This window comes from Geobacillus sp. BK01 (genome assembly GCF_052220245.1).
GTDB lineage: Bacteria > Bacillota > Bacilli > Bacillales > Anoxybacillaceae > Geobacillus.
The window spans coordinates 22,017-46,986 of record NZ_JBQPTH010000012.1 but is presented as its reverse complement, the minus strand read 5'-3'; the positions used below and the strand labels follow the sequence as shown (position 1 = coordinate 46,986).

Sequence of the window (24,970 nt, the reverse complement as noted above, 5' to 3'; positions counted from 1 at the left end):
CTGGTAAAATAATGAGGACTTAGATGCGAGTAAAGGTGTGTCACGATCATGAAAGCCATTTGTGTGTTTTGCGGATCAAGTTACGGACGAAGCATGAAATATAAGGAAGCGGCGAAAGCGCTCGGAACGTTTCTCGCCCAAAGCGGCATGACGCTCATTTACGGCGGCGGGATGCGGGGCTTGATGGGGGAAGTCGCGGAGGCGGCGCTTCGCCATCAAGGACGCGTGGTCGGGATCATTCCTCAATTTTTGAAAGCCCGGGAAGTGGCGCATGACCGGTTGAGCGAGCTAGTGGTTGTCGATACGATGCATACGCGCAAGGCGAAAATGTATGAGGCGGCCGACGGGTTTATCGCCCTGCCAGGCGGGTATGGGACGTATGAAGAGCTGTTTGAAGTGCTCTCATGGTCGCGCGTCGGCCTCCACCAAAAACCGATCGGCCTGCTTAACGTGGAAGGGTTTTTCGATCCCCTTCTTCATTTGCTTCGGCATACAGTCGACAACGGATTCGCCGCGCCGGAGGACCTCGAGCTGATCGTCAGCGCTGAGGATGTTTCAACGCTGTATGAGCGGATGAAAAAGTTCCGCCATCATCGCTGTTCTGGAACATGAAGGAGCGGTTGACCGCTCCGCCGGTAGAGATGCTGCTAAGCTGGCGAGTTGTTCACTTCATACGCGACGCGGATGCCGGATTCAATGGCGCCTTGAATCCATCCGTGGTGGGTGGAAGCATGCTCGCCGGCAAAATGCACCCTTCCTTCGGGGGCCACGATATACGGCGACAGCTCCGTCACCTGATTGGGCTTCATCATCGTGAAGGCGCCGCCGGAGTACGGATAGCGCACCCAGCTATGACTTGTTCCGGTTTCAAATTCACGGTACACTTGTTCGCCGTGGATGACGGCTAAGTTTTTCAACGTATATTCAAGCCGCTCTTCATCGCTTAAGCTGTCCCAGGGGATCGTGTCGTCCTCCCACGTATAGCTGGCTAGCACCACTCCCGGCCCGGCCGTGCCGATGCCTTGGCTCGGGTATTGGGTGTAGCGAATCGGCAAATCCGAGACGGTTTTGCCCCCGAACATCCCCTCTTTTTCCCAAAACCGTGTTTTAAATTGGATGCCGGTTTTCGTTGAGCCCGCATAATGGAGTTCGCGAATCGCTTTCCATTTGTTTTCGGAAAATGAATGGCGCGGTTCGATGTCGACAAACTGCAAAACGGAAAACGGGATGGTGACGATCACCCGATCAGCGGTCGTTTGAAACGGTTGGAGAATTTTCGTATGGGTCGCATGAATGGTGACGCTGTTTTCGGTTTGCACGATTTTTTGCACTTTATGGCTAAAGAGGATGTCATCCTTCAGCTGCGGCAAAAAGGCCTTTGGAAGCCGATCGTTTCCGCCGGCAATTTCGTAAAAGCGAATATTCGGCGTAAACAGCACCATGAGTTCACGCAACATCTCAAGAAACGAAAGTTCGGGGAATCCTTCTAATGAGAGAACAGCTTTGATCATATCGATGGCTCCCACGGACAACGACAGGCCGAACGGGTTGTAACGCAAATACGAGTCAAGAGAGTAGCGGTCGAGCTGTTCGATGACGATCGGCCAATGTTTTTCCGGGTGTTGCGCAATGAATTGAACGACCGGGCGAATGGCCATCTGCAATAACTCGGAAGCGGTTTTGCCCCGTTCATGCGGGGCGACCGGAAAGCCAAAGAGGCCGGGATGCCGCTCATATTTGTCAAGGCGCGCTTTCACGCCGCGAAAATATACAATGTCGCGCGGGGTGCTGTTGATAAACGGATGGAGCGGCAAGTTGAATTTTTGGATGTATTCGAGCGTCAATCGATGGGTGTGGGGAATGCGCATCGCGCCGGCTTCGAGATACTGGTCGTCACGGAAGTTGGAGCGGAGCGTGTAAATTCGGCCGCCGACCCGCTCGGACGCCTCTAAGATGGTGATGCGATGGCCGGCTTGCTTCAGCAGTGACGCCGCGACAAGCCCGGCCATGCCGGCGCCGATGGTGACGATATGTTGAGGGGACGACGGTTTCTTTAAGCCGTTGCGAATGATCGAGATCATCGTTTCCATTGATAGTTTTGGAGAAACATAAGGATGGGACACGGTTGGATTCCCCCCCTTTGCCGATTTCCGCAGCAAGGCGTCGCTGACGCGGTTACTTCATTGGTATTCGACCGCAAAGGGGGATATGCGAGAATAAGAGCGTCCATCATAGTTTAGAGCCGATATACGTCCCGCCGTCCACTTTCATGTGGCGATGGCTGGGCCAACCGGCCAATTTGCACAAAAACGGGCGCGTCGATGGATGGCGGCGGTCAGCCTCGTACAACCGAAGCGCGATGCCGCCGACAGCGAGCTCCGCGTACGCTCCCGTCTCATCGCGCCCGACATCGGGTTCGGGCAGGTCAAACAGCCGGCGGTAGCCATGGATCGCCCGCTGGAGATCGAGGGTGTAGACGCTAATCGACGACAGCGAAATAGAGCCGGCCGGGTGGCGCATGAGCGGCGCCAGCTCGTTCATCCGCACGTCATCATCGTCGCCCCACTGGATGAAAAACGGATAGCGAAACGTGCCGTCTGTGTCGTCTTCGATAAACAGCATCGACCATGTGAGCCGCTTGCCGTCATCGCGCTCGCGGCTGCCGGGGAACGGGCCGACCGGGGTGAATCCGTTTCGTTTGAGCTGTGCTGCCACCGCTTCGATGTTGTCCGTGCGGAAGGCAAATTGGGAGAAGCCGTTTCCTTCTTGGCAGTCGGCGACAAGCTGGGCGATGAGCGGATTTCCGCACGTTTTCGCCGTCTGCCTATCGGCGATGGCGATCCATTCAATGTAGCGCAAATGTTCGAAGTAGCATAATGCGTTATACGTTCCCCACGACGGGTGGCGTCCGCCATGGATAGCTGTAAACCTCCATTGTTCAAACGCTGTTTTCACCTGCTCCGGCCGTTCGGTTAAGTGGACGAGATGATCAAACGCGACATGCATGACGGCGACCTCCTCCTAGACTGGGAATCGATTAGCGGAACAACCTTTCTTTCAGCTTGTAAATGATGCGCTCGTTATCGACGGTGCGGTGGGCGATAAAATTCAAGTCCAGCTTGATGTCTTCGATTTGGGCGGTCAATTGTTCATAACGGGAGTCCATTTTTTGTTCGAGGCGATCCACCGTTTGTTTCAGTGCGGCAAATTCTTGGTGCAGATGGTGGACGTCAGCGGCGAGAGCTTTCAGCTTCGCGTCTGTTTCATCTTGGCGGTGGAGAAGAGCAGCTGCGATGCCGTTCAATTCCGTTTGCCCGGCGCGAAGCGAATCTTGTTCTTGGCGCAGCCGCTGTTGTTCCAGGCGGATTTCTTGCTGTTCTTTGCGAATTTCTTGTTGCTCTTTTCGGATTTCTTCTTGTTCTTGACGAATGGCGATTTGCTCCCGCTCGAGCCGCTCTTGGCCGTTCACGAGCTTTTGCAGCGTACCGTCCATGGCGTTCAGGCGGTCGAGCACTTGGGCGAGCAGCGCTTCACTCATCGTCATCATTCCCCCTTTTTCGCCTGTTACGGCCATTATAGTACATATGTTCGGATGTGTCAATGGACAACTAGGCAAAAGATGGCCGGATGGTTGCTTTATTTCCTAAACGTTTGGTATCATCATAGTATTGTGGAAGGTCGACCATGTCGGAGGTGAACACAATGTCGCGAATTTCCATTGACCAAGTCAAACACGTCGCCGACTTAGCACGGTTGGCGATTACGGATGAAGAGGCGGAGATGTTTACGAAACAGCTCGATGCGATCATTACGTTTGCCGAGCAGTTGAATGAATTGGATACGGAGAACGTTCCGCCGACTTCGCACGTGCTTGATATGAAAAACGTCATGCGCGAGGATGTGCCAGAGCCGGGACTGCCGCGCGAAGAAGTGCTGAAAAATGCGCCGGATCAGCAAGACGGCCAGTTCCGTGTGCCGGCCATTTTAGAGTAAGGAGGGGGATTTATGTCGCTTTTTGACCATTCCGTGTCAGAATTACATACGTTGCTGAAGAAAAAAGAAGTGTCGATTTTCGATTTAGTCGACGAATCGTACCGCCGCATCGATGAAGTGGAAGAGAAAGTGCAAGCGTTTTTAACATTAAATGAAGAACAGGCGCGGGCGAAAGCGAAAGAGTTGGATAACCAGCTCGCCAAAGGCGAAGAAACGAACCCGCTGTTCGGCTTGCCGATCGGCATTAAAGACAACATCGTCACAAAAGGGCTGCGTACGACATGCGCCAGCAAAATTTTGTACAACTTTGACCCGATTTACGACGCCACTGTCATGGAGCGGTTGAATGCCGCAGGGACGATCACGATCGGGAAGTTGAACATGGACGAGTTCGCCATGGGCTCGTCGACGGAAAACTCCGGGTTTCAGCTGACGCGCAACCCGTGGGACTTAGAGCGCGTTCCGGGCGGTTCCAGCGGCGGTTCGGCGGCGGCGGTGGCGGCCGGCGAAGTGCCGTTTGCGCTCGGCTCGGATACGGGCGGTTCGATCCGCCAGCCCGCGGCGTTTTGCGGGGTTGTCGGATTGAAGCCGACATACGGCCGCGTGTCGCGCTTCGGGCTTGTCGCGTTTGCGTCATCGCTCGACCAAATCGGCCCGATTACGCGTACGGTGGAAGATAACGCCTACTTGCTGCAAGTGATTTCTGGCGTTGACCCGATGGATTCGACATCAGCGAACATCCCGGTGCCCAACTATGTCGAAGCGTTGACGGGCGATATCAAAGGCTTGAAAATCGCTGTGCCGAAAGAATATTTCGGCGAAGGCGTCGACGAAGGCGTGCGCCAGTCGGTGCTTGCTGCGCTCAATGTGCTCGAGAAACTTGGAGCGACATGGGAAGAAGTGTCGCTGCCGCATTCCAAGTACGCCTTGGCGACATACTACTTGCTCGCTTCGTCGGAAGCATCGGCCAACCTTGCCCGCTTTGACGGCGTTCGCTACGGATATCGGACCGACAACGCAAAAAACTTGATCGACATGTACAAACTGACGCGAAGCGAAGGGTTCGGCAACGAGGTCAAGCGCCGCATCATGCTTGGGACGTTTGCCTTAAGCTCGGGCTATTACGATGCGTATTACAAAAAAGCGCAAAAAGTGCGGACGCTGATCAAGCGCGACTTCGAAAACGTCTTTGACCAATACGACGTCATCATCGGTCCGACCACGCCGACGCCAGCGTTTCAAATCGGCGAGAAAACGAGTGATCCGCTGACGATGTACATGAACGACATTTTAACGATTCCAGTCAACCTTGCGGGTGTACCGGCGATTTCCGTGCCGTGCGGCTTTGTCGATGGCTTGCCGGTCGGCTTGCAAATTATCGGCAAGCACTTTGATGAAAGCACGGTCTACCGCGTCGCCCACGCTTTTGAACAAGCGACCGACTACCATAAGCAAAAACCGGTGTTGTAAGGGGGGTTAGGTGATGAACTTTGAAACGGTGATCGGACTTGAGGTCCACGTCGAGCTGAAAACGAAGTCAAAAATTTTCTCAAGCAGCCCGAACGCCTTCGGGGCGCCCCCGAATACGCAAACGAACGTCATCGACTTAGGGTATCCGGGCGTGCTGCCGGTGTTGAACCGACAGGCGGTCGAGTTTGCGATGAAAGCGGCGATGGCGTTGAACTGCGAAATCGCGACCGAGACGAAATTCGACCGCAAAAACTACTTTTATCCGGACAACCCGAAAGCGTACCAAATTTCGCAATACGATCAGCCGCTTGGCCGAAATGGCTGGATTGAAATTGAAGTAAACGGAAAAAAGAAAAAAATCGGCATCACCCGCATCCATCTCGAAGAAGACGCCGGCAAGCTGACGCATACGGGCGACGGCTATTCGCTCGTGGATTTTAACCGTCAAGGGACGCCGCTCATTGAGATCGTCTCCGAGCCAGACATCCGCTCGCCGGAAGAAGCGTATGCGTATTTGGAAAAATTAAAGGCGATCATCCAATACACCGGTGTCTCCGACTGCAAAATGGAAGAAGGGTCGCTTCGCTGCGACGCCAATATTTCGCTTCGCCCGCTCGGTTCGGACAAGTTCGGTACAAAAACGGAATTGAAAAACCTCAACTCGTTCAACTTCGTTCGCATGGGGTTGGAATACGAAGCGAAGCGGCAGGAGAAAATTTTGCTCTCGGGCGGCGTCATCCGTCAAGAAACGCGGCGGTTTGACGAAGCGACGAAAACAACGATTTTGATGCGCGTCAAAGAAGGATCGGAAGACTACCGCTACTTCCCGGAGCCGGACTTAGTCATGCTCTATATTGACGACGAATGGAAAGAGCGCGTCCGTGCCTCGATTCCGGAGCTGCCGGACGCCCGCCGGAAGCGGTATATCGAGGAATGGGGCTTGCCGGAATACGATGCCAAAGTGCTCACCTTGACGAAAGAAATGGCCGACTTCTTTGAAGCGACCGTCGCCAACGGCGCCGACCCGAAACTGGCGTCCAACTGGCTTATGGTCGAAGTATCTGGTTACTTAAACGCCGAGCAAAAAGAGCTCCATGACATCGCCTTGACGCCGGAAAGCTTGGCTAGGATGATCAAGCTGATCCAAAACGGCACGATTTCGTCGAAAATCGCGAAAAAAGTGTTCAAAGAGCTCGTCGAACACGGCGGTGATCCAGAGACAATCGTCAAAGAAAAAGGGCTCGTGCAAATTTCCGACGAAGGAGCGCTGCGCAAAATCGTGCTCGAAGTGCTCGACGCCAACCCGCAGTCGGTCGAAGACTATAAAAACGGCAAAGACCGCGCGCTTGGCTTCCTCGTCGGCCAAGTGATGAAAGCAACGAAAGGACAAGCCAACCCGCCGCTTGTCAACAAGCTACTCATCGAAGAAATCAACAAGCGGTAACTCATCGGACAAGCCTGCGATTCGCAGGCTTGTTTCGTTCATTGATTTTTTAGACTTTTGAAAAAACTTGATTGACATCCCCTGATCGGAATGGTAGATTTTTATATAAAACTAGTTGGATATCAACACCAAGAGGAGCGGGAGAGGAAGAAACCAAACCGAGGGGGAGGAAAACGATGAGCAATGAACGCACATTCCGCCCGGAAACGCTCGCCATCCACGCCGGGCAAAAACCGGATGGGGAAACGGGCGCGCGGGCCGTGCCGATTTACCAGACGAGTTCGTATGTCTTCCGCGACAGTGAGCACGCGGCCAATTTGTTTGGATTGAAAGAGGAAGGATACATTTATACGCGCATTATGAATCCGACGAACGATGTGCTTGAAAAGCGAATCGCGGCGTTAGAAGGTGGCGTTGGGGCGCTCGCGCTCTCATCGGGGCAGGCGGCGGTGTTTTATTCGCTCATCAACATCGCCTCAGCGGGCGATGAAATCGTATCATCTTCGTCCATTTACGGCGGCACGTACAACTTGTTCGCCCATACGCTGCGCAAGTTTGGCATTACGGTGAAGTTTGTCGATCCGTCCGATCCGGAAAACTTCGAAAAAGCTATTACTGACAAAACGAAAGCAGTGTTTGCCGAAACGATCGGCAACCCGAAAAACGATGTGCTCGACATCGAAGCGGTCGCCGCCATCGCCCATCGCCACGCCATTCCGCTCATTGTCGACAACACGGTCGCCAGCCCGTACTTGCTGCGGCCGATTGAATTCGGCGCCGATATCGTCGTCCATTCAGCGACGAAGTTTATCGGCGGCCACGGCAATTCGATCGGCGGCGTGATTGTGGACAGCGGCAAGTTTGACTGGAAAGGAAGTGGCAAGTTTCCGGAGTTCACCGAACCTGACCCAAGCTACCACGGGCTGGTGTATGTCGATGCCGTCGGCGAAGCGGCGTACATCACGAAAGCGCGCATTCAGCTGTTGCGCGACTTAGGGGCGGCGCTGTCGCCGTTTAATGCGTTTTTGCTGTTGCAAGGGTTGGAGACGCTTCACTTGCGGATGCAGCGCCATAGCGAAAACGCCCTCGCCGTTGCGAAGTTTTTGGAAGCGGAAGAGGCTGTCGAATCGGTCAGCTATCCAGGGCTTCCAAACCATCCGTCGCATGAGCTGGCGAAAAAGTATTTGCCAAACGGGCAAGGAGCGATCGTCACCTTTGAAATCAAAGGCGGCGTCGAAGCCGGGAAAACATTGATCGACTCGGTCAAGCTGTTCTCGCACTTGGCCAACATCGGCGATTCGAAATCGCTCATCATCCACCCGGCCAGCACAACGCACGAGCAGCTGAGCCCGGACGAACAGCTGTCCGCCGGCGTCACCCCGGGCCTTGTCCGCCTGTCCGTCGGCACCGAAGCGATTGACGACATTTTGGACGACTTGCGCCAAGCCATTCGCCAAAGCCAGACGGTGGGGGTGAAATAGTTAGGAAGGAAGAAGCCACCCGGCGAGCGGGTGGCTTTCAAAGTGCGGGGGTTGTATATGGAAAGCGTTTGACGATTGTTCTTCCTCCGAATATGCGTTCCCTACTCGCATGGCTTGAGGGAGAGATTCATTAGTATTGATGCCAGCCTGTTCCGGCCGTTCCGAGGTGGAAGGGCAGGGGCGCGGTGTTCGCATTTTTGCTGGGACGGCGCCAAAGGGCTGATCACAGCCCTTTGGGTGTCACTTTCTTTTCTATTTTTCGCAGCAACCAGTCGAAGGCAATCGCCAATATGGCGGCTGGGATGGCGCCGGCGAAAATCAAGTTTTTGTCGGCGATGCGCAAGCCGCGGTCGATCAAGTCGCCAAGCCCGCCGGCGCCGATAAACGTCGCCAAAGCGGCGACGCCGATCGTCAGCACCGTCGCGGTGCGCACGCCGGCCATAATGACGGGAAGCGAGAGGGGAAGCTCGACCATCCATAAAATTTGCCGCGATGTCATCCCCATCCCTCGTCCGGCATCAACGAGCGCCGGGTCGACGCCAAGAATGCCGGTGTACGTGTTGCGCAAAATCGGAAGCAAGGCATAAAGCGTCAAGGCGATGATCGCCGGCAGTTTGCCGATGCCGAAAATCGGCAGCATAAACCCAAGCAGCGCCAAGCTCGGAATCGTTTGGATGATGGCGGCGATGCCGATGATTGGCTCGGCGAGTTTGCGATACCGTGTCAACGCGACGCCGAGCGGTACGGCTATGACGATCGCAATGCCCATGGCGATGGCCGATAACAGCACATGTTCTTGAAACGCAATCCAAATGTCATGTTTTCGTTCGATCAACGTTTGCAATAATTCCATTGTATCCCTCCTTGGCGGAAAAAGCGGCAGCGGATGGCTGCCGCTCGGTCACGGGCTGAAACTGAAAGATTGGCAAGGTTTTGGTTCACTGGCAGAACCGATCCTGTTGGCAGACAAGCGGTTCTGCCTTTTCAACATGAGGCGTGTGTATTTAGGCGAACGAGCGGCGAGTTTCTAGCTCGATGGCGGGAAACGGGGCGCCTCGTTTTTTGCCGTCATTCGCCCCCGTTATTGTCGTCACGCGTGCTGCTGGAACGTCCACTCCGCGAGCGCGCGCATCATGCTCGAGCGCGTGATCCCGCCGACGAGTCGGTCGCCATCGAGCACCGGGATGATGCGTACATCCGGGTCTTGGAACAGGGCGGCGACATTCGTGACGTCCGCTTCTTTCGCCAACGTCGTCACATCGTAATCGGCGATGTCGGCGACTAACAAATGCTCTTCTTGATAGCGCTGTTCAATTTGTTTCAGCGTCACGATGCCGAGAAAGGCCTGCTTTTTATCAACCACGACCAGGCTGTCGACTTTTTTCGCTTTCATCAATCGGAACGCTTCCGCCAAACCGCGGCGCGGCGAGATCGTCGCAACGTCCGCCGACATTAAATCTTCCGCCGTCGGCACGGCCGTCTGGCGGGTCCGCAGCCGGTCTTCGCCGATAAACTCACGGACGAACGAGTTCGCCGGCCGCCGGAGCATTTGGTCCGGCGTCGCGAACTGGACGATTTCCCCGTCTTTCATGAGCGCAATCCGATCGGCGATTTTGATCGCTTCATCCATATCGTGGGTGACAAAGACGATCGTTTTGTGAATCTCTTCTTGCAGGCGGACGATGTCATCTTGCAGCTGCTCGCGGCTGATCGGGTCAAGAGCGCTGAACGGCTCATCCATTAAAATAATGTCCGGCTCAGCGGCCAAGGCGCGGACGACGCCAACGCGCTGCTGCTGCCCGCCGCTCAGTTCCGACGGGTAGCGGTGTTTAAACGTCGCCGGATCCAGGCCGACGAGCTCAAGCAATTCGTCAACCCGTTTTTCATAGGTGTGTTTTTCCCATTTTTTCAGCTTCGGCACGAGTGCGATGTTTTCCGCGATCGTCATGTGCGGAAACAAGCCGATTTGCTGGATGACGTAGCCGATGTTGCGCCGCAGATCAACCGGGTCGAGCTGGGAAATGTCTTGCCCGTCGATGTACACTTTGCCTGAAGTCGGCTCGATCAAGCGGTTGATCATCCGCATCGTCGTCGTTTTTCCGCACCCGCTCGGCCCGATCAAGGCGACCAACTCTCCTTTGCGAATGTCGAGATTAATATTCTTTAAGGCGACAAAGCCGTCCTCATACTGTTTCGTGACGTTTTCAAACCGAATCATCCACATTCCTCGCTTTCTAGTCGATCAGTCCCTCCGCTTTTAAGAAATCAATCGCCACCTCACGCGGCCGTTTTCCTTCCAAGTTCACTTCACCATTTAATTCCATCATTTTTTCATCGGTTAAAATATTGGCCAACTTGTTTAGTTTCTCCTCAAGCCCCGGGTTGGCGTCCAACACTTCTTGGCGGATAATCGGCACAGCGTGGTACGGCGGGAAGTACTGTTTGTCATCTTTCAATACGACCAAATCGTATTTTTTAATCCGGGCGTCGGTCGTGTAGGCGGTGATGACGTCAATTTCGCCGTTTTTCGCCGCTTCGTATTGCAAGTCCGGATCGATCGTCACTTTTTTCTTGAATTGGAACCCGTACGTATCGACAAGCCCGTCATAGCCGTCGCTTCGCTCAAAAAACTCGGCGTCTGACCCAAACGTAAGGGAAGACGAATGTTTCACCAAATCGGAGTACGTTTTCACCCCGAGCTTTTCCGCCAAGTCTCTGCGCATGGCCAAGGCGTAGGTGTTGTTAAATCCGAGTGGTTTGAGCCAAGCGATGTTGTATTTTTCGTTATATAATTTCTTCGTTTCGTTGTAAATTTGTTCGGGCGTCTTCGCAGGATCGTACGGCTGTTTTAAAATGTTCAAATACCCCGTCCCGGTGTACTCGACATACATGTCGACATCTCCGTTTTCGATGGCTTGCTGGAGCATAAACGCGCCGCCTAAACTGTCTTTCACGTCAACATCCAAATCGGTATTGGCTTTTACATATTCCGCCAGCAAATGCGTCAAAATGACTTGCTCGGTAAACTTCTTGCCGGTAATGACAATTTTCCCTTTCGCATCACTCGTTCCGCTGCAGGCTGCTAGTCCAAACATAAGCCCGACAGCGAGCAAAGACATGATCCATTTTCGCAACATGATTCCTCCTTTTTTGGTTACGATTATACAAAATGAAGGGGGATAAAAAAGCGGCAACAAGACGCGGAGGGGTGAAAAAGCGTCACAATAAAGAGGATAACGCAATTTGGGTGCAGCTGGCAAATTTGGTATCAGCCGATCTATCCGCCTGTCGCCTGCTCTCGCCGTGAGAGGTGTTCTCTCCTCATCGATGCTTACAAATGCTCGGGAATGCTCTCGAATTCTCCAGAATACTCCGAATTCGAGAGGTTCGGGTTGAATAGGAGGAAAAAACCGGCTGCGGTAAGCGGCCGGATCCATCGAAACGAGTGGGTTCATGATCTGTTGAGGAATCATCTTACGCATGGACGAGGTGGTGAAGAATGCTTTCGGTTTTGAAGACGCGGGCGTTGAGGACGTGCAGTCCCGCTTCATGTTCGGCGAGAGCCGGCAGCACCTTGTCTTCGCGGATCGATGTGACGTGGGTGAGGTCGCCTTTCATTTGGTGGAGGTCGTTAGCCATCGCCTCATAGTTCGCGGTCAGCCCTTCCTGCCCATGACGAAGCGCTTCGGCAACCGCCTTCGTTTCCGCCGTGCGCTTGTAAAGCAAATCGATGCGCTGTTCGGGCGTGGTCGTCCGCTCCTTCAATTGGGCGAATTGCTGCTCAAGAGCGCTCGCCCGTTCATTCAACTGGGCGACTTGTGTCTCAAGAGCGGTCGTTCGTTCATTGAGCTGGGCGACTTGCGTCTCAAGAGCGCTCGTCCGCTCATTGAGTTGGGCGACTTGCGTCTCGAGGGCGCTTGTTCGTTCATTGAGCTGGGCGACTTGTCCCTCTAAAGCGCCGACTCGCCGTTTGAGCGACTCGGCTGCCGTGCGCGTTGCTTTCACCTCATGCAAAATTTTTCGCAACAGCGCCTCCATGTCGATTCACCTCCTTTTGGTCTCTATTTTACAAAAAAAGCGCATGGATGGCGGGAAAAATTCGGAAAATAGCTTTCACTAGCAAAAGAAAGAACCACACCTTACAATAATGAGTAGAAAAAGGAGAGGCGAAGGTGGACGAGGATGGATGCTTCTTGGTTGAAGCCAATTGTCGAAACAAAGTATTTGTCGGCGGAAAATGCGCACCGTTACCGCGCGATTTTGCGGTATTTCTACATTCAGCACGAACGGATGCGGCAATATTTGTTCCCTGAAGAAGTGTATGCGTTTTTGAAACAGCATAACGAATTTGCCGATTATACTGAGGATGATTTGCAGCAAGACCTCGATCAGCTTGTCAAATGGAACAATTTGATCGCCCGTCAAGAGACTTCTCATGTACGGACGATCGAGGAGTTTAAGAAAAAACGCTTTCGCTATCAATGCAGCCCGTACACAGTGGAAATAGAGCGAATGATTCGCACGCTCGAACAGTTGGGCGACTCGTTCGGCGGTTCGCTCGAGAAAACGCGGTTTGACCGTCTGTACGCATCCCTTTCCCGCATGGAAACGATCATTTCTGCCAATTTCCAAGAAAAACCAGATGAAATACACCAAGTGTGGGAGGAGACGTTTGATTATTTCAAAAAAATCATTCACCATTCGGCCGATTATATCGCCTATTTGCATAGCGAAAATTTGGAAGAACGGATGACGGCGGAATCGTTTCTCGTTTACAAGGAACAATTTACCGCCTATTTGCGTGATTTTATCGTCGCTTTACAGAAGACGTCGATGCAAATTGAGCGGCTGTTGGAAGACCTTCCAGACGAAGGGGTGAACCGGTTCATTGAGTACGTAGTCGATTATGAGCGGTCGATTCCACGCTTTGTCGACAGCGCTCCGTCGCGCGCCGAATGCATCGAAGAAAAGCGCGAGACGTGGCGCAGTTTGCGCGAATGGTTTTTAGGTCGGGACGGCCACGAAAGCGAGCTGGCGTTTTTGCAGCATCAGACGAACGAAGCGATTCGTCGCTTGACGCGCATCGTGCAGCGGCTTGGTGAGCGGCATCATCACTTTCGCAGCCGCAAAGGCGATTATTTGCACTTGGCGAGCTGGTTTTCGAAGCTGTCCTCGATCGAAGAGGCGCACTGTTTGTCGGCGGTCGTGTTCGGCTGCTTCCATACGAAACATCTGATCGCAGACAATGAGGCGACAGATGATATGTATCGCGATGTTTGGGAAGAGGCGCCGATGGAATGGGTGACGAAACCGCGCGTGCGCCATTATGGAGAAAAGAAGAAACCGCAGGCGATCGAGGAGAAAAAGCGGGAAAAAGAAGAAGCGCGCCGCCGCTATTTGGAGGAGAAGGCACGCGAGGAAGCCGAACTGAAACAGCTGGTGAAAGACGGAAAAATCGTGCTGGCCGAACTCGGCGAAGTGACCCCGTACGTACGGAAGACGTTGCTCGCCTGGATCGCCAAAGCGATGGGGAAAGAACAGCCAACCGTGAAAACGGAGAACGGCTGGAACATCCGCATTGTTCGTCGGGACGACACGATTTGCCTTCATGCTGAAGACGGAACGCTTGTGATGCCCAACTACGAAATCGAAGTGATGGCGGAAGGAGGAAGTGAAGATGGAGACGGCGTTTGATGACAAAGCAAAAGAAGCGTTGGCGGCGCTATTTGAACAATTTTGGATCGTCCGCGACGCCGACCCGGAACGGTATCAGCTTGTCCGCGAACGCGAACACGTGCTCAAAAGATACGTCGAGGAGAAGTTCGGCTACCGTTTGATCGTGCACCGGCATTTCGCGAAGCTCGAAAAAATTCCGGCTGAGCCGGAGCCGTGGATGGGGATTCCGTCGTTTCAAGAGCCGCTCGACTATGCGCTGTTTTGCTGCTTGATGGCGTATGTTGAAAGCAAGGCGGTTGAGGAAAAATTTTTGCTTTCCGATGTATGCGAGGAAATCCGCGCTATGTATCCGGGCGATGTGCCGGTCGATTGGACGAACTATTCGCAGCGGCGCGCGCTCATTCGTGTGCTGAAAACAGCGGAACAAATCGGACTGATCCGCCGGATGGATGGAGAGATCGAAGCGTTCGCGCAACATGCGGACGAAGAAGCGCTTTATGAAGTGCCGGTGTTGGCGCGCTACTTTATGCGCACATATCCGAAAGACTTGCTGCAATATACGTCGATTGATGAACTGTTGGCGGAAGAATGGAAAGCAGCGCCGCAAGATTACCGGCGCCATCGTCTGTACCGGAAGCTGTTTTTATCACCGGCTGTACACCGAACAGAAGGCGACGAGCAAGATTTTTATTACTTGCGCAACTTCCGGCATCGGCTGCGTGAGGATATTGAGTCCCATACGCCGTTTCGATATGAGCTGTACAAAAACGTCGCCATGTTGACGATTCCGGAACGGCAGGCGCCGTATACGCTCTTTCCCGATCTAAAAGGGACGTCTGACATCATCCTTCATTTTGCCGCCGTCGTCCGCGAGCGGTTGGCGTCCTTTCCGCCGGACGAGTACGGGCGCCTTTGGCTGACGCCGGCGCAGTTTTCTGAATCGCTCGCCGATACGAAGCGTCGCTACGAAGCTGGATGGGGGAAGACGCATCGCGAAGCATCGCTTGCGGAGTTAGCCCGCGAGGTGTTGGCGGAGCTGAAAGCATGGCGAATGGCAGACACGGATCCCGAGACGGGCATGGTCGTCCTCTACCCGCTCCTTGGGCGGCTGTGCGGGCGATACCCGGACGATTTTCAAGCGAAAGAGAGGGAACTATGATGGCGGATCGGTGGATGTTGCATCGCGCGGGATTGATCAATTTCTGGTATTATGATGAACAATATTTTCATTTTGCTGACGGAAAGTTGTTTTTGCGCGGAAGCAATGGAGCGGGCAAATCGGTGACGATGCAAAGCTTGATCCCGGTGCTGCTTGACGGGAAAAAGACGCCCGACCGGCTCGATCCGTTCGGTTCGCGGGCGCGGCGAATGGAAGATTACTTGCTCGGGGAAAAAGATGTCGTCAACCGCGATGAGCGGACCGGCTATTTGTTTCTCGAATATAAGCGGACCGAAACCGATCAATATCTCACGACCGGCATCGGCTTGCGAGCGAAACGGCAAAAAAATCTCGACTTTTGGGGCTTTGTCATTTTGGACAACCGCCGCATCGGCCATGATGTTGACTTGTACAAAAAAGAAAAAACGGGCGAGAAAATTCCTTTGACAAAGCGCGAGCTCGCCGATGCGCTCGGCGCCGGGGGAACGGTGGTCGAGACGCAAAAAGAATATATGGAGCTCGTCAATAAGCATGTGTTTCGCTTCGAATCGCTCGAGGCGTTTCAAGAGTTGATCGAGCTGTTGATTCAATTGCGAAGCCCGAAATTATCGAAAGATTTCAAGCCGACGGTGATTTACGAAATTTTGGAAAGCGCATTGCCGCCGTTAACCGATGAGGAATTGCGCCATTTGTCCGAGACGATTGAAAATATGGACCAAGCAAAGCAGCAGCTGGAGCAGCTCGAGCGCGATGCGCGGGCGCTCAAGCGGCTTTGCGACCATTACCGTCATTACAATGAATATATGATTGCCGAAAAAGCCGTGGAATACGAGAAAGCGGTCCAACGAGCCGAACAGCTCGCCGCTGAGCAGCGAGCAAGGTCAGAAGAGGAGAACAAAGCGCGGCAGCGGCTCGATGAGCTGGATGAGGAGATCACCCGCCTCGGCCGGGAAGAAGACGTGTTGCGTGAACGGGAAGTGGAGCTTGCGGGCCATGAAGTCTTTCAACAAGCCGAAAAGCACGAAGAGTTAAAGGAACAGCAGCGCGACCTAGCGAGGCGGCGGGAGCGGCAAGAGCAGGTAATCGAAGAGAAGGAGCGGCTTGAACGGCAGCGCCGCCATCAAATCGATGAGGCGGAAGCGCGCCTCGATGAGCTGGAACGGAAGGTAGAAGAAACGCTGGCGCAGTTGCGCGCCGACGCGGACGAAGGGGCGTTTGCCGGCCATGAAGTGAATGAAGACGATTTTTTCCGTCATCATCACCAACAGCGCGAGTTTCCGTTTACGGTTTGGAAGCAGGAAGCGGACCGCCATGCGGAACGACTCGAAGCGCTCGCCGACCTTTGGCGGCGTCATGAAGGCCTGCAAGCGCGCTATGAAGAAGCAAGCAAAGAAGCGGGCGAACTGCAGCGGGAAGTTGACGAATGGCGGCATCAATACCGGAAATGGGACGAACTGCTTGACCAAGAAAAAGAGCGGTGGGAACAAGCGGTGCTCGTTTGGCTGGAGCGCGGCGGCGTCACGGTGGACGAAGCGCGCATTCAGACGTTTTTGCGACAGACGGACGGCTTGTATGATCAATATTCCATCGATGACCTCAAGCAGCCGTTCACGGCGGCGTATTATGATGCCGTCGGGAAGAAAAACGATGAAAAATGGCGGCTTGAACACGAAATGCGCTTGCTTGGCGACCAGCTCGCCGAGCGCGACCAGGAGCTTCGCCATTGGCAGATGGAACAAGACCCAGAACCGGAACGCGATCCACAGACGGACGCCATGCGCGCAGAGTTGGAGCAACAAGGAGTTGTTTCCGTTCCGCTGTATGCGGCAGTCGAATTTTTCGACCATGTGCCCGAGCCTGTCCGCGAGCGGATCGAATCGGCGCTCGCCCATGCCGGACTGCTCGACGCGCTGATCATTGACCGCGATATGGCGGTGACGTATGACCGGGTGCTCGTCCCGAACCCGGTGCATATGGCGCATACGTTGGCCGATTATCTCCAGCCAGATGCAGATGTGCCTGTCGCTGCGGAGCGAATTGATGCCGTGCTTCGCAGTATCGTCATTGCCGATGAGGCGCAAGACAGTGGCATGACGCTTAATGAAGCCGGACGCTATGCGCTTGGTCTCGTGCTCGGTCATGCGCCCGCCCGCGAGCGCGCCATGTTCATCGGCCGCGCGGCAAGGCGGCGGTGGCGGATGGAGAAGATCGCTTCATTGGAAGAGGAGATCGCTTCCTTGCGGCAAGCGCTTGACCGCCTGCAGGCGGAACACAAAGCGGTGGAAGCTCATATAGCCGCATTGGCGGAGTGGTTTGCCGCCTTTCCATCGGACCGCGATGTGCGCGCGGCGTTTGAGGAACGGGAGGAAGCGCGCCGCCGCGCGGAAAGCAAAGAGCGCGACTGGCAGCGGCAACAAGAAAAAGTATCCCGTCTCGCTCGCGAGTGGCAGCACCTCAAGCAAACGTTGCGCGAGCAATCGGCAGGGCTTGACGTGGCGTTTTCCGTGGAAGGATGCGATCGAGCCCGCTTGGCGATGAAATCGTATCTCCGCTTTTTGCATGAACTGGAAGTGCATGTTCGAGAAGCGCTCTATGTCGCGGCGATGATCACCCAGCAGCGCGAGCAGCTGCAGGAGCTTCGCGACGACATCGATGAGGCCAAAGGGGAGCGGAATCGCCTGCTCGATGAAGACGAACGTCTGGCGCTCCGCATGGCCGAGATCGAACGAACGCTCCAACAAATGGGGGCGGATGACATTCGCGCGGAAATCGCCCGCGTGCGGGAGCGGCTTAACACCCTGCGCGAGGCAGTTCCGCGTCTAGTCAACGAGCGGGCGCGGACCGAGCAGCGCCTTGCGCGTCTTGCCGAAGAACGGGAACAAGGAGAGAAACGGGAAACGTTCGCTCGCGAGCTGGCCGCCGCATGGGAGCAGGCCTTTGCCCGTGAAGCGGCGCTCAAGTTGGTGGAGCTGGACCGTTCGCGCCCGCTTCGCGAGCAGGCGAGCGAAGCGAAACAGCGGTATGGGGGAACATTGAAAGACAGCCGCTCTTCGCTGCTGGCTCGGCTGAACACAATCTTTTTCCAAGAATCATCCAATTTGACCGAATACCGGGCGACGTTCGAATCGCTGCCGTTCGAGGAGAAAGAATGGAGCACCGCGGCGCCGGACGACGAAATGGCGATGAAAGCAGTTGATTGGCGGGAAAAACAAGAGCGAAACGTCATTTTCCTTGACTACAAAGGGCAGCGTGCCACGCCGTCTGTCGTCTTGGCGGAAGTTGAGCGGGAAATCGCGTTGCAGCACGAGTATATGAAAGAACAAGACCGGGAACTGTACGAGGAAGTCATTTTAAAGTCGGTCGGCCGCATTTTGCGCAGCCGCATCCAACGCGCGGAGCGATGGGTGAACGACATGAACAAGCGGATGAGCGAAATCGATACGTCATCGAGCCTCGTTCTATCCATTCAATGGAAGCCGAAAACGGCGGAGACGGAAGACGAGCTCGATACGAAAGAGCTGGTGGGGTTGCTGCGGATGGATTCACGGCTACTCAAGGAGGAAGATTTGCAGCGGGTGACGAACCATTTCCGCTCGAAAATCGCCCGCGCCCGCGAACTGCTTGAGGAACGCGGCCAAGGCAATACGCTTCATCAAATTATAAAAGAAGTGCTCGACTATCGGAAATGGTTTTCGTTTACCCTCTACTATGAAAAAGAACACGAACCGAAGCGCGAACTGACAAATCAGCGCTTTTATCGGTTCAGCGGCGGGGAAAAAGCGTTGGCGATGTACATTCCGCTGTTTGCGGCGGCGTATTCACGCTATCAAGAAGCAGGCGATGATGCGCCGTACATCATCTCGCTTGATGAAGCGTTCGCCGGCGTCGATGAAAACAACATCCGCATGATGTTCGGCCTTGTTGAACAGCTCGGCTTTAATTACATCATGAACTCGCAGGCGCTTTGGGGTGACTACGACACCGTGCCGGCCCTGTCGATTTGCGAGCTCGTCCGTCCGCGCAATGCACCGTTTGTCACCGTCATCCAGTATTATTGGAACGGGCGCATCAAACAGTTAGTAGCGAATGAGGAAGAATGGGAGTTGATCGAGACATGAACCGGGCCGAAGAGGCCGCTGCCTTTTTCCGTTCCGAGCCGGGCTTTCGCCGCTTGTTTGTCGAAATGAAGCGGAAATACGAGTCGCTCGGCCGTGTTGGCGGCGTCGTCTCCTTGGCATCGTTCAGCGAGAACGAGCGCGAAGTCATCGCCGCCTTTTTCGGCCGAGACGTTTCCCGCGTTTCCCTGCCCGCCTTTGAACAGCAACTCGAACGAACACGGTTTGCCTGCGTTGGTCTCATCGAGCTGCTCGAGCGCTATTTCGGCGAGCCGCTCGTGCCGAAAAAAGAACAGCGCCAGGCAGTCGAAAAGGAGCGGGAGCGGTTTTTTGGGCACCTCGCCCACGAGCACCCTTGGCTTGAAGACATTTGTGGCCAACGGTTCATCCAAGCGGCGTATGAGGCAAACCGCGAAGAGTTGGCGGCGGCGATCCGTCTTGCCGGCGCCGCCCTTCGCCGCTTGCCGCTTGGCTCGTATGAGCGGCTCCCATTGTTTGCCCAGCGCATCGCCGGCGATCCACACGCCTTTGACCTGTCAACGCTCCCCGGCAAGGTGTTGCTGTCGGCCTTGCAAGCGACCGTGCCAGGTGAGTGGGATGTGACCTCTGTAGAGAGCGTCAATGAATTGCTGCAGTCCGTTGGCCTGCTCCGCGAGGATATTTTGAACTTTGCCACCTGCGCCAACTTGTTGGCCGAAACGAAGAAAGGCCCTCACCCAGTCTTCACTGCTGCCGTCGAAGCCAACAGCGCATTGAATGCACCGCTAAGGGACGTGTTGTCGCTCATTCGCGCCTATCCAGCCAACGGCGGCATCGTATACGTCGTCGAAAACGCGGGCGTTTTCTCGACCTTGCTTGACACCCGCGCCCCGCTTGTCTGCACGAACGGGCAAATGAATTTAGCGACGATGCGGCTCCTTGATTTGCTCGCAGCTTCAGGCGCCAAGTTGCATTACTCCGGTGACTTTGACCCGGAAGGTTTGAAAATGGCCGACCGTTTTCTCGAGCGATACAGCTCGGCGGCTGTTCTCTGGCGCTACAGCGTCGATGACTACTTCGCCGCCACCCCATCGGTTCACTTGCCTGCGGAGCGGCTCGCCAAACTCGCCTCCGTAGCGTCAGCGCCGCTGCAGCCAGTGAAAGAAGCGATGGCGAAAACGGAAAAAGCGGGATACCAAGAGGCGATCATCGGCCGACTGCTTCGAGACATAAAAAGTTAGCACTCGCCCTTGTTCATGCAAGTGTTGGGATTCCAATGTTTGTATTCGTCTTGCCTGCGATGGATGGGCAGGCGGCGCCCCGGTTTTATTCACCGCATGACGAGCGCTTGCCCTCGCTTAGGCAAACAGCAATCGGCAAACAAGGCACGCCAAACGCTAGGAAGCAGTCTTCGTTTGTCGTCGACCTCCAATGACGCAAAAACCCCAGGGGGTCGACGACATTGGTTTTGATCGCCTGATCCCTACAGCCATCAAGGGTAGACTTGATTGACAGAATCTTCGAAACGTGTTATGCTGAAGTTGCCGTTGCAGGAGAAAGCTTGTTATGGCAGCGCTTTTTGGGTTTTTATCGTACCTATGAGGGATTGAAACAGACAGTATCGGTATGCGTATCTTGAAATCCCGAAGAAGTTTTTATCGTACCTATGAGGGATTGAAACCATCCATACGCTCGATAGCACGCCACAAAGTAGCGTCAGGTTTTTATCGTACCTATGAGGGATTGAAACACGATACCCACTGATTCAATCGCAACCAACGAAAAAGGTTTTTATCGTACCTATGAGGGATTGAAACTCCGAGCGGCGTATTCAAACGCTGAGTGGTACGGACGTTTTTATCGTACCTATGAGGGATTGAAACAATCATCCCCCTTTCGTTTTATCACGTTATCGTGATGTTTTTATCGTACCTATGAGGGATTGAAACCATCATCGACTGTCACGTCGAAGATTTTTCCATTTTGTTTTTATCGTACCTATGAGGGATTGAAACAATAAAAATCAAATCTTGCGGAATGTGCAAAACCTGTTTTTATCGTACCTATGAGGGATTGAAACTGATTCACATTGTCGACGGAAGAACAGATCGCATGTTTTTATCGTACCTATGAGGGATTGAAACCAGTACCACACATTAAATTTTACATTTTTCATTATGTGTTTTTATCGTACCTATGAGGGATTGAAACTCGTTTAGATAATAGGTGACATGTGTAGAATATTCTTGTTTTTATCGTACCTATGAGGGATTGAAACCCGATCAAGATATAGCTAATGTGCGTGGTGGTCACTTAGTTTTTATCGTACCTATGAGGGATTGAAACATCGCATGCGTCACTCGTTCCAATTTCTCCAGTCTTCGGTTTTTATCGTACCTATGAGGGATTGAAACTCAAATTTGGTGTATTTATCAGAGACAATCCCGCGAATGTTTTTATCGTACCTATGAGGGATTGAAACTACGGCGGCGAATTGTCCTTCCGCGTTAAGTTGGAGAACGTTTTTATCGTACCTATGAGGGATTGAAATCTGCGCGTACATAAGAAGCATTTCTGCGGTGGTTTTTGGGTTTTTATCGTACCTATGAGGGATTGAAACAGATCATCCAACACATCCGCCTCCGAGTCCAAAATGGTTTTTATCGTACCTATGAGAGACCGGAACGTCAGCGCACTATTTTTGCGGAAAGATCCTTATCCCTCCACTTTCTATCTGTTTTTCTTTCCCTATCTTCCTCGAAAAATTTTGACCCACAATCGCTAGTTCAGCCCATTTTTTATGCGAAGTTTTCCAGAAGGCTGGTGAAAAACAGCAGTTTCCCTTGATCAATGGGTGAACGTGTGCAAAGAAGGAACGATGCTACAGTTTTTTCTATTATTTGAGAAACGTTATTGAGAAGCGGCCTACTCCCTTAAATCACCAGCCTTCCAAAATGTCTTTCCGCAGTAGAGGATTCACCGATTTGTTATGAATTAAGAAAATAATAAAATCACTTGCTTGAATTTTGGAAAATAGTTTAAAATTGGTATAGAAATAGATATATTTTCCTGGTTTGTTCATGCTAGATGGAGATTTGAAGAATAGGAGAGAGATTGGCTTGTATCAGCACATTGTATTGACATGCGGCGTTTCGTTATTGACGGGGGCTAGGAATGTCTTTTCGGTGAATCGAGACGAGACGCTAGGGGAGATTCGTTCTTGGATTCATGACCGGGACGTGGATGAACAAAAACAAAGCAAGATAGATCGTTGGTTGCGCCATGCCCGGCAGTTTGCTCATGAGGCCGCTCAGCAGCCTAACCGTGTTTGTGCAGAGTATTCGATGATTTACGAGCTTCATCGACAAGGAAAACTAGGAGAGAGACCGACGATCGTTCTCATTGTTACGGACACGGTTGGAGGGCGGGTCGTTGAGGCGATGCTTGTCCATTTGCTTGAACGGGATTTTAAAGCGAATGTCCGTGTTGTGTATGTAGAAGTAGATGTGAACCATCGGAGGCGATTGCAAGAAACGCTGGGAGAGTATATGTCGAAGGTTGCGAATGCCCTGATGCACGGCGAGCCATCGACGACTTGTTTTGCGCCGATCGGCGGGTATAAAGTGATGACTTCGCTTGGCTATATTGTTGGGGCATTCTTAAACTATCCAACTGCTTATATGCACGAGGATGGACAAGTTTTGCATGAAATTCCACCCGTACCGATTCACATCGACGAACAATTTGTGCGCCGTTATTTTGAGTTGCTTCGCAAGTGCCAAATGGATTTGGTGGCGATGAACGAGCTTTCCTATCAAGAAAAGCAATGCATTGAACAATACCCTTCCTTATTTTATCGGGATGCAGAGTTCGTTTGTTTGAGCGCGTTTGGCCAGTTTTTGCTCGAGCATGAAAAGTATAAGCATCTTTTTGAAACGTCTTATTTTGTATCGCGGCAAGTGGCCGATATGCTTCGGCATAATCGTCATCAGTCGCTATTTGTGTACCAACAGATGCAAGAACTAGTCAAAAAATTAAAATATCGTGAAGGCGACGCTTCGGTTTTGTACCATGAAAAATCGTTTGAAACGATTGATCCGCGCAAAGCCAAATATCACTTATACAAAGGGGCAAGCAACGGCCAAACGGCGTTTCGGCTCGCCTATCGGTATGTCGAAGAGGAAGACCGCCTGTACGCCAATTACTTATGGCTCGATCATGACCGGTATGAGCGGGAGGCGGTGAGAGGAAAAGGGATTTATGAAGACGATTCATCATTTTCGGATGTGACGGCGCAACTGGTAGGGACGGGGGGATCATGACGATGGGAAGACATGTGTTGTTGTCATTTTTAGGGTTAAGTGACTATGAATATTGTTTTTATACGTATGAGGGAAAAACTTCCTCGTATACCCGTTTTGTTCAGACGGCGGTGTACGAGCTGTTGCACGGCGAGCAACCGATGGATGTCATTGTGTTTGCGACAAAAGAAGCGCGGGAGCGAAATGGAGAGGACCGCTTGAGAGGGGAAGAGCAGCTGGAAGGACTAATGACCGCTTTCCGCCGCATCGCCCCTGAAGCGAATGTGAAGATGGTTGACATTGACAACGGTCAGGATGAACGGACCAATTGGCGGCTGTTTGATCGCGTTATGTCAGAAATTGGGGAAGGGGATACGATCTATTTCGATATTACCCATAGTTTTCGTTCCATTCCGTTTGTAGCACTCATTGTGTTGAATTATGCCCGCTTGGTGAAAAAGGCCGAGATCGGGGCAATTGTGTATGGCTGGTTTGAGGTGCTGGGGCGCCCGATGGATGTTAAGCAACTGCCGCCAGAAGAGCGATTGGCGCCGATTGTCAATTTGACGAGCATGGCCAGCTTGCTTGATTGGACGAATGGCGTCGACCAGTTTTTGCGTACGGGGGATGCGGCGTTGATTCGGGCGCTGACGGAAAAGGAAAACCGTCACGTCTTCTGTGATCCAACGGCAAGCCGAGAGCTGCGCAACGAGGTGGCGGCGTTAAACAAGTTAGCGAAACAATTGGATCAGACAGAAAAAGCGATCCGCACGTGCCGGAGTTTGGACATTGATGAGGAAGTGCGGAAATTTCGCGAACAACTGGCGCGTGTCCGTTCAGCGCCGACCGAAGCGGTCAAACCGCTTGTTCCGCTGCTTGACGAAATGGAAAAGAAGTATGCCATTTTTAGTGATGATCCGATCATCAACAGTTGGCAAGCGGTTCGGTGGTGTTTGAATCATGGACTCATCCAATCAGCGCTAACGATGCTTGAGGAAAACACAGTGACGGCGATTTGCCGGGCGTTTTCGCTCGATGAACGCAAGGAAGAGGTGCGGAATGACATCCATTCGACCATTCAAATCGTGCTGCGTCGGATTCCGAGGGACGAATGGCGGGTTCATTCGTTCGAGTTGGTGGAGCGGATGGCGAATGCGCTTGACTCTTATCGGGAGGAATTGAAGCCGTTTGGCCAAATCAAAGAGCTGCGCAACGATATCAACCATGCGGGCACACGTCCCAATCCGCTGCCAGCAGAAAAGTTTATGCCGAAGGCGGTTGCGCTGTTTGAACAATTTTCTTCATTTTTTGAGCGGATGTCGATGTTGGCAAAGTCGATGTCAAAGTAAAGG

The 24,970-nt window shown here is 53.2% G+C and carries 18 protein-coding genes, 1 pseudogene and 1 CRISPR repeat array; of the genes and pseudogenes, 12 read left to right on the top strand and 7 right to left on the bottom strand.

The features are described from left to right. The first annotated feature begins 48 nt into the window (after window positions 1-48). Complete coding sequence (locus ACTVDO_RS12405) at window positions 49-612, top strand: TIGR00730 family Rossman fold protein (RefSeq protein ID WP_020958504.1); 564 nt, start codon at window positions 49-51, stop codon at window positions 610-612. A gap of 35 nt (window positions 613-647) precedes the next feature. On the opposite strand, the gene ACTVDO_RS12400 is transcribed toward ACTVDO_RS12405, so the two are convergent. The 3 genes from ACTVDO_RS12400 to ACTVDO_RS12390 all read right to left on the bottom strand — a co-directional run bounded on the left by ACTVDO_RS12400 (window position 648) and on the right by ACTVDO_RS12390 (window position 3,544). Next, a complete protein-coding gene (locus ACTVDO_RS12400) occupies window positions 648-2,123 on the bottom strand; it encodes a flavin monoamine oxidase family protein (protein ID WP_020958505.1) in 1,476 nt (491 codons plus the stop codon). 106 nt (window positions 2,124-2,229) lie between these two features. Continuing rightward, window positions 2,230-3,006, bottom strand: a complete 777-nt coding sequence (locus tag ACTVDO_RS12395) for a VOC family protein (protein WP_442901629.1) — start codon at window positions 3,004-3,006, stop codon at window positions 2,230-2,232. Between the two features lie 31 nt (window positions 3,007-3,037). Then, a complete protein-coding gene (locus ACTVDO_RS12390; RefSeq protein ID WP_442901636.1) occupies window positions 3,038-3,544 on the bottom strand; it encodes a hypothetical protein in 507 nt (168 codons plus the stop codon). A gap of 158 nt (window positions 3,545-3,702) precedes the next feature. Here ACTVDO_RS12390 and gatC point away from each other — a divergent pair, with 158 nt between their 5' ends. The 4 genes from gatC to ACTVDO_RS12370 all read left to right on the top strand — a co-directional run bounded on the left by gatC (window position 3,703) and on the right by ACTVDO_RS12370 (window position 8,388). Beyond that, complete coding sequence (gene gatC / locus ACTVDO_RS12385; protein ID WP_442901628.1) at window positions 3,703-3,993, top strand: Asp-tRNA(Asn)/Glu-tRNA(Gln) amidotransferase subunit GatC; 291 nt, start codon at window positions 3,703-3,705, stop codon at window positions 3,991-3,993. Window positions 3,994-4,005: 12 nt separating this feature from the next. After that, window positions 4,006-5,463 (top strand): Asp-tRNA(Asn)/Glu-tRNA(Gln) amidotransferase subunit GatA, encoded by a 1,458-nt coding sequence (gene gatA, locus ACTVDO_RS12380; protein WP_442901627.1) that lies wholly within the window; start codon window positions 4,006-4,008, stop codon window positions 5,461-5,463. A 13-nt stretch (window positions 5,464-5,476) separates the two neighbouring features. Then, window positions 5,477-6,907: an Asp-tRNA(Asn)/Glu-tRNA(Gln) amidotransferase subunit GatB gene (gatB, locus tag ACTVDO_RS12375; RefSeq protein ID WP_442901626.1), complete on the top strand. Its 1,431-nt coding sequence runs from the start codon at window positions 5,477-5,479 to the stop codon at window positions 6,905-6,907. A 176-nt stretch (window positions 6,908-7,083) separates the two neighbouring features. Further along, window positions 7,084-8,388 (top strand): homocysteine synthase, encoded by a 1,305-nt coding sequence (locus ACTVDO_RS12370; RefSeq protein ID WP_442901625.1) that lies wholly within the window; start codon window positions 7,084-7,086, stop codon window positions 8,386-8,388. A gap of 223 nt (window positions 8,389-8,611) precedes the next feature. On the opposite strand, the gene ACTVDO_RS12365 is transcribed toward ACTVDO_RS12370, so the two are convergent. The 4 genes from ACTVDO_RS12365 to ACTVDO_RS12350 all read right to left on the bottom strand — a co-directional run bounded on the left by ACTVDO_RS12365 (window position 8,612) and on the right by ACTVDO_RS12350 (window position 12,426). Beyond that, entirely contained in the window at window positions 8,612-9,241 is a 630-nt protein-coding gene (locus ACTVDO_RS12365) for an ABC transporter permease (RefSeq protein WP_442901624.1), read from the bottom strand. 237 nt (window positions 9,242-9,478) lie between these two features. Beyond that, a complete protein-coding gene (locus tag ACTVDO_RS12360) occupies window positions 9,479-10,606 on the bottom strand; it encodes a betaine/proline/choline family ABC transporter ATP-binding protein (protein WP_020958513.1) in 1,128 nt (375 codons plus the stop codon). 16 nt (window positions 10,607-10,622) lie between these two features. After that, complete coding sequence (locus ACTVDO_RS12355; RefSeq protein WP_020958514.1) at window positions 10,623-11,525, bottom strand: glycine betaine ABC transporter substrate-binding protein; 903 nt, start codon at window positions 11,523-11,525, stop codon at window positions 10,623-10,625. A gap of 337 nt (window positions 11,526-11,862) precedes the next feature. Further along, window positions 11,863-12,426, bottom strand: coding sequence for a hypothetical protein (locus ACTVDO_RS12350; RefSeq protein WP_063166871.1), 564 nt, complete (start codon window positions 12,424-12,426; stop codon window positions 11,863-11,865). A 144-nt stretch (window positions 12,427-12,570) separates the two neighbouring features. Between ACTVDO_RS12350 and ACTVDO_RS12345 the strand changes: the two genes are divergently transcribed. From ACTVDO_RS12345 to csx2, 7 genes and pseudogenes are all read left to right on the top strand, one after another. Further along, window positions 12,571-14,082, top strand: coding sequence for a TIGR02677 family protein (locus ACTVDO_RS12345; protein WP_063166870.1), 1,512 nt, complete (start codon window positions 12,571-12,573; stop codon window positions 14,080-14,082). Beyond that, window positions 14,066-15,278: pseudogene (locus ACTVDO_RS12340) on the top strand (TIGR02678 family protein). Before ACTVDO_RS12345 ends, ACTVDO_RS12340 begins: the two are co-directional and overlap by 17 nt. Continuing rightward, window positions 15,223-19,341, top strand: a complete 4,119-nt coding sequence (locus tag ACTVDO_RS12335) for a TIGR02680 family protein (RefSeq protein WP_063167420.1) — start codon at window positions 15,223-15,225, stop codon at window positions 19,339-19,341. Before ACTVDO_RS12340 ends, ACTVDO_RS12335 begins: the two are co-directional and overlap by 56 nt. Next, complete coding sequence (locus ACTVDO_RS12330; RefSeq protein ID WP_442901623.1) at window positions 19,338-20,558, top strand: TIGR02679 family protein; 1,221 nt, start codon at window positions 19,338-19,340, stop codon at window positions 20,556-20,558. Before ACTVDO_RS12335 ends, ACTVDO_RS12330 begins: the two co-directional genes overlap by 4 nt. A gap of 35 nt (window positions 20,559-20,593) precedes the next feature. Continuing rightward, window positions 20,594-20,752, top strand: a complete 159-nt coding sequence (locus ACTVDO_RS12325; protein ID WP_156485827.1) for a hypothetical protein — start codon at window positions 20,594-20,596, stop codon at window positions 20,750-20,752. A 148-nt stretch (window positions 20,753-20,900) separates the two neighbouring features. Then, a CRISPR array of direct repeats spans window positions 20,901-22,003; the repeat unit is 30 nt; unit sequence GTTTTTATCGTACCTATGAGGGATTGAAAC. Between the two features lie 433 nt (window positions 22,004-22,436). Further along, the gene (locus ACTVDO_RS12320; RefSeq protein ID WP_063166867.1) at window positions 22,437-23,639 is read left to right on the top strand and encodes a putative CRISPR-associated protein; all 1,203 of its coding nucleotides are present in this window, start codon (window positions 22,437-22,439) and stop codon (window positions 23,637-23,639) included. Window positions 23,640-23,641: 2 nt separating this feature from the next. Next, window positions 23,642-24,967, top strand: coding sequence for a TIGR02221 family CRISPR-associated protein (csx2, locus tag ACTVDO_RS12315; RefSeq protein WP_063166866.1), 1,326 nt, complete (start codon window positions 23,642-23,644; stop codon window positions 24,965-24,967). The last annotated feature ends 3 nt before the right edge of the window (window positions 24,968-24,970 follow it).